The following is a 6,466-nucleotide window of genomic DNA, read 5'->3' on the forward strand; positions in this document are numbered from 1 at the left end:
TAGAATACGTTAGCTAGACTAACCATGATTAATGAGATTAATCATACTTTAGTGTTCTTGTTGGGCACATGAAATACTGCGCTACCTTTTTCCCAAAGAAAACTATTTTTGAAATATTATGGATAAAAGATCTAACACCTTATTTTGGGCCTCCCTTTCAATTACGCCTAATTTTTTTACAATACGAGTTCGATCAATTGATCTTAGCTGATCTAGCGCTATCTGCCCCTTTTTATCTTTAAATTCCGTCAATATTCTTGTTGGAAAATTGTCTTTGATTGTACTTGTCATCGGTGCAATTATAACTGTTTTTAGCCTGCTTAAATTCATTGAGTCTGGTGATATAATCACTGCTGGACGTGTTTTTTTTATTTCAGAACCAATTGTAGGATCGAGATTTACTAAAAAAACATCAAACCTTTTTATTTTTACCATGTCCATTCATCCATATCGAAATCATTACTTAGATTTAAATGAGCCTCATCACTACTATCATCTACAACAGCATTAAATTGCTCTAACCATCCTTCCTGCTGATTTTTGATTGGGATTAATGTAAGCACTCCCTTTTCGTCGGCTCTAATTTCCAATTCTTCTCCAGGATGTAAATGAGCTTCTTTAATGATAACAGAGGGAATTCTAATTCCGATTGAGTTTCCCCATTTTGTTAAAGTAACAGTAGACATGATAACTCCAAATATGTATATACACAGTATAATTATACAATATATATACATTTATTCAAGCATTTTGGGACGAAAACGAATATCTTAGAATAATTTATTTTTATAAGAGTAAATAAAACGGGGAATTTACTTACTACCCTGCTCTACTATAGTTCTCATCAGAAAATTAAAGCTCAAACATGTTAAAAAATATGGTTAAATTATCAAATGCCGCTAATTCAACATTTTGACGAGATAATTAACTAGTTTAAGATATAGAACTTGCCTATATAGGAGATCTTTGACAGTATTAATCCAAATGGAAATGGTTGGGTTTTGAAAAAATTTAATAAAATGGTGTATCTATGGCGTAGAGCGCACAATATATGGAAGCCAACCCCTCTTTTTTTACCAAGCTCCCGTCCGGAGGTCAAATTGAGTGCCTACTCTCACTGTTTTAGTAACTACAATGAAACGATTTCAATATGCGTAAGGATTGAGCTTTGTTTTTCCTCACAGCGCAAGTTCCGGAACGCTAAGTCCTTTAGGGCTTTGGGGGGAATTTTAAACAAAATTCAGGGAATTGTGATTCATTGGGTCTAAGGGTTGATATAAAGTCTTTTAACATTTTTTGCTTTTCAGAAATATACTCAGATTTATAATGTTCATTCGTACATCCCTCATAATTGCGCACACTAATTTGATCCATAGTCAAAATAAAGATTTTATTATCATTTAAATATGTTTTATGTGAATAAGTCGCGTCCTTAAATTGTTTAACGCTGTTTATTATTTTAGAAGAATAGGGCTCTAATATTTCTTCAATGATCCTATCAAATATTATTTGCTTCATAGTTATCTCCCTAAAAAAGATTACTTTCCTTATTATAGTAAACATTATTTCAGACATTAATTATTAGGGCGTGATAACATTATCGACGGCACTTATATTATTTTGCAAATGGGCTTAGGGAGGGAATCGATATTGCTATTCGGAGTTTTACCGCATATCCAGCCCAAACTGGCAATGAACAAATTTTATTCTATCATCATTTAGCTGCTACCCCAAAAGAGGCTCAAGATATATCAATAGCGTACACTCTATTGATATTATTTGTTTTTAGCATGGGAGAGTAAACTGTGACTTTTCTAAGTCGATGTCAGTAGTGTAGTGCCCCCCCAAATAAACCGGTCCATCTAGTATTAAATTAACGACTAGGAATAGGACTAGTAAACCTATAACAAAGTATATCAATTTATACTTGAAATCTAGTATACTTGGTTATAGATAGATATATTTGGATATAAAATTATGAATCCCATTAAAAACCCATTTTCTCCTGGCGCAGGTTCGCCACCACCCGAGCTCGTGGGTCGGGAAGAAATTCTTTTTCAAAGCAATATATTACTACAAAGAATTTTAAAGAAGCGCTCGGAAAAAAGTTTTTTACTTACCGGACTTCGAGGTGTTGGTAAAACCGTATTGCTTAACGAAATTGAAAGACAGGCAGTAAGTGCAGGATATAAAACTATTTTAATAGAAGCACATGAAGGGAAGTCATTAGGCGCATTATTGATTCCTCATATAAGGCGACTATTTTATGATCTTGATAGGCTTGCTGGTGTTGGTGATAAAGTTCGTAGAGGCCTAGGCGTTCTAAAAAGTTTTATAAATACAATAAAAATTAAAGTTGGGGATGTAGAATTCGGTGTTGGTATAGACCCAGAGTTAGGGGCGGCAGATAGTGGTGATATAGAGGTTGACCTACCTAATTTATTTGTCGCACTTGCGGAGGCGGCTGAGGAGCGCAATGCTGCAGTTGCTATTCTCATAGACGAAATTCAATATTTTAGCATTGGTGAAATTAGCGCTTTGATAATGGCAATGCATAAAATGCAACAGAAAAGCTTACCCCTGGTTTTGATAGGTGCAGGCCTACCTATACTTCCCGCCCTAGCTGGGGATTCAAAATCGTATGCGGAGCGTCTTTTCCAATTTCCAAATATTGGGCCATTGTCTCAAGAAGACGCAAATAAAGCGCTTCAAGATCCCGTAAATGAAGTGGATGTGGAGTTTACAGTCGATGCCTTAAATGAAATATATGAATTGACCAAAGGATATCCCTATTTTTTACAGGAGTGGGGTTATCAATCATGGAATCATGCTAAAGATTCCCCTATAGACTTACAAGATGTAAAGGATGCTACTTCTTTGGTAATTAAAAGATTAGATGAGAATTTTTTTCGAGTTAGATTTGATAGGTTAACTCCTAGTGAACAAAACTATTTGAGGGGTATGGCTGAAATTGCACCTGGTGAAACAAAGAGAACTGGAGATATTGCAGATATATTAAAAAAAAATGTATCTAGCTTAGGTCCAGTAAGAGATAAGTTGATTAAAAAGGGCATGATTTATAGCCCAAGTCATGGAGAGATGGCGTTTACAGTCCCTTTGTTTGATGAATACATGAAAAGGGTAATTCCTAACTTTGTAAGTCCTAAATAAAGTTTCCATAATTCATGTTCAATGCATTATTAATTTACAAATAAAGCTGGGCTTGTTTGAAGATATATCTCAAAATGAAAGCTATAAAAATTTAAGATCTCATACCAATGAATTGGGTAAAACCATGAAAGAAGCTTTTGCTAATGTATTAGAAATTCAAAAAATTGTTAATGATGATAAGTAGAGGTAAGTTCGTAAAGTCTGGTAGAAGGGCGAGATTTTAAATTAGCCTCTAATATATATCACATAGTCACTTTAAGTCCTAATTTTCAGTAGGTATACTACATGCCCATGGTTTATTTTATGCGCACTGAAAATGTCTAAACAAGTACGTGGAAGTATACAAAACGCAACCGGAAGTGGAAGTCTTGATTATGAACATTTAATCCAAGCGAGGTTGGCTGAAGTTTTAAAATCAAATGATCATTTGAGGAGATTCAATAGGATTATTTTTAAATTAAATTTCTGTATTTGCTTAAGTGTCTTGAAACTGTTATTGGTTATTGGCGAAGTCACTTAGTTTTGGCGGCAATAATTATGACTTCTTAAGTCTGGATTAGATACTCTAGAACCAAGCTTCTATGGGAATGCCATGCAGGATATCAATGGTTAGCAACCCCAGATAAAATTAAATATGCTGGGAGCATGGTGCAAGCAATGCAACATAATAGCAAAACCATAAATAATTTAAATCTGTTTGCTGCGCTTTAAGAGTACGTTCTAATAAAAAACCGTGAAATTAAATTCATTCATTTTCAAAGAGTTGATTTCTTAGAGTATCTTTCAATTCCATTGAGAGAGTTGGTACCCCAAATACGATGCTTAATTCTATTTTTGATTGGTCTCTCAAAATTACTTCCCTTCACCATCATCATTTTTTTCACTTGTTTCATAGGCCCTCTTCCGAATTTAAATACTTAAATGGGCAAAAGAGTAATTCATGCATGTATATGGTACAATCAATCGAAAATATGTTCTGCATGGCGAGTATATGGCTATTTAGGGGTCGTCTGTGGGCACAAATTTCTGATGTGTAGAACGCAACCAGTCCTGATTGTCTTTCGGTAGCAACTGCACCTGATAAATAGAATAACGTCTCTTCTTTGGTATGTTGTCTGAACAAAACCAGAGGATTGACGAGGGTTCATCTTAACGAGTGAATGTCCACCGCTTGACGGCCATTATTTGGCCTAATAAAAAAGAAACAAAGGAATCAATATGAAAGAAAATACAGGGGCGGTGCATCAGTCCGGCTCTTCATCATCTAATAGTTCTCATCAATATATTCCGACTCAACAGGCTCAAATCGAAGACGATGGCATTGGATTGGAGGATTTCAGTAAGCTTAATCTTGATGAGTGCAATGAAAAAGAAGGGCGGCTTCACTGGGTAGAGAGCTTTGATTTATTTTATGGAAGTAAAAAAGCTCATAAAATTGTTAAGGTAGAAGGGGATAATCTCCACTTTCAATTACGAAAACTGGAAAACGAGGAGCGAGAATCGCGCGATTACGGTACAACTAATACCATACCCAACTATGTTGTAGCAAACATAGGCTTTGTAGTCACAGACCGTCCTCATCAAAAAGAAGGGCCTCATGCCCGCAAATTTCTCACCTTTCCTATTAAGTATGAAAGTCAATATATTTCTCATGTAACAACGGTTTATGATTTTGATGAAATAACAGGCAATGGACTTAAGTTTGAGCGAAGTTCAGTTTTCTTAACTTCTCTTCTTCGTCATTCGCCTACACATACCCATAATGATATCAATACCTATTACAAAAAAGGAACAAATACCTTTACTCAGAACTATCATCACAGTGAACGCGCTTTGTGGGGAGCTCTTGAGAGGCCAGAAATGATTCAATGGATAGTGAGCACTCTAGATAATGAGCTATTTTCATATTCTCAAAAAGAGAAGGGTTATAAAGTCTATTGCGTCACACTGGACTTGCACTCAACCCGTTATCTCTGTGCACATTGCGAACCTAGTAGCTTTGCTTTTCAGAAACGAACAGGTTCATTTTTAAAGACACTTGCAGATGCTTTAACAGAAAAACAGTATAAATTACCGGCCATGAATAATCTAACGTTATTTAGCCGAGTAAGTGCTGAAGATAAAGGAGGGAGGGCTAAAACACCCTATCATGCGAGTCTCTTAGAGACTCAGGATATCCGAGAAATTAAAAAAAAACGTGAAAATATTGTACTTCAGCGCGATGATAGGGAAACTAGAGCAAGCAAAAAAGTGATGAATCAATATGGACTTTTTGTCAGCTCAAAAAAAACGAACATTCCATTGTCGCAATATGTAACACGTCGCAACGATTGTCCTATCTTAAGAATAGAGATGTCTTCTCAAAATAATAGAATGAGAATGTCGGTCACTGAATTAGTGCAGCAAGCCCATAATTTATACACTCAATGTGAATGCCAACAGGCACTTTCTTTAGTCAAGGAAGCCTATGAGTTTGAACCTGAAAATCAATGGGTTTTATACTGGTATGATTTTTTACTTAAAGCAAGTAATAGCAGTGCCTTTGAAATCCTGCGAATTGCCAAATTATGGTACGAATGTGACCAAAAAAATCACACCAATAATGACCTCATTTATTTGAATTTTATCTCTGCTCGAGTTAAGGCTGGGGATCAGTTATCTCAGAAGTTATTTTCTGATGAGTCCTTGGAGAATATTAGGTTAGCGCTTGAAGCAGATAATACCTATTATCATTTCCATTATTGTTATGCTCATTGGTTTAAACAACATGGGTATCTATGTGAAGCAATTGAAGCGGCTAACAAAAGTTTATCTCTCCTCTGTTCGGAATATAGAGCCGAAAATAAGGACTATTACGACTGTATTGTTAGCAATATTCACATATGGACAGAAGAATTATCAGGTTCAAACAATGCCATCTGCCTCAGGAAATAAAATATAATATCGTGATTAGTTTATTCATATAGGTTCGGCATAATAAGTAACGAAAATAGTTTAAGGATATCAGCATGAAAAATCCAAATATTAAATGATGGGTGCCATATTTATCATTTTTTCAATCTTATTGATCTATACCGAACCAGATTTTTTAACCAACATCTCAGGGATGCTTATTATTCCCTGCTTACAATTAGAGTACACTATATTGATAGTAATAATTAATTATTAGTAATATTATCCCAATGATCACGCATAAATTCAGCGCAACGAAGTAATGTACTCAGATTCCGCACCAAATAATCGATTAATTCCGAATTAGCTAACAGTATAATTTTTTACCACCAGTAAGTTGACT

General features: G+C 35.2%; 5 protein-coding genes. 2 read left to right on the forward strand and 3 right to left on the reverse strand.

What is annotated here, in order from left to right; genetic code table 11:
• Window positions 1-102 precede the first annotated feature (102 nt).
• The 3 genes from ACQY7T_RS13000 to ACQY7T_RS13010 form a co-directional block, all read right to left on the reverse strand.
• Complete coding sequence (locus ACQY7T_RS13000) at window positions 103-435, reverse strand: type II toxin-antitoxin system PemK/MazF family toxin (RefSeq protein WP_428413950.1); 333 nt, start codon at window positions 433-435, stop codon at window positions 103-105.
• Complete coding sequence (locus ACQY7T_RS13005; RefSeq protein WP_428413951.1) at window positions 429-686, reverse strand: AbrB/MazE/SpoVT family DNA-binding domain-containing protein; 258 nt, start codon at window positions 684-686, stop codon at window positions 429-431. The genes ACQY7T_RS13000 and ACQY7T_RS13005 overlap by 7 nt, the downstream gene beginning before the upstream one ends.
• 523 nt (window positions 687-1,209) lie before the next feature.
• Window positions 1,210-1,518, reverse strand: a complete 309-nt coding sequence (locus ACQY7T_RS13010) for a hypothetical protein (RefSeq protein WP_428413952.1) — start codon at window positions 1,516-1,518, stop codon at window positions 1,210-1,212.
• 459 nt (window positions 1,519-1,977) lie between these two features.
• Here ACQY7T_RS13010 and ACQY7T_RS13015 point away from each other — a divergent pair, with 459 nt between their 5' ends.
• Both ACQY7T_RS13015 and ACQY7T_RS13020 read left to right on the forward strand, forming a co-directional pair.
• Window positions 1,978-3,171, forward strand: a complete 1,194-nt coding sequence (locus tag ACQY7T_RS13015; protein WP_428413953.1) for an AAA family ATPase — start codon at window positions 1,978-1,980, stop codon at window positions 3,169-3,171.
• Between the two features lie 1,218 nt (window positions 3,172-4,389).
• A complete protein-coding gene (locus ACQY7T_RS13020) occupies window positions 4,390-6,105 on the forward strand; it encodes a hypothetical protein (protein ID WP_428413954.1) in 1,716 nt (571 codons plus the stop codon).
• Window positions 6,106-6,466 lie beyond the last annotated feature (361 nt).

Source organism: Legionella sp., assembly GCF_965140895.1.
Taxonomy (GTDB): domain Bacteria; phylum Pseudomonadota; class Gammaproteobacteria; order Legionellales; family Legionellaceae; genus Legionella.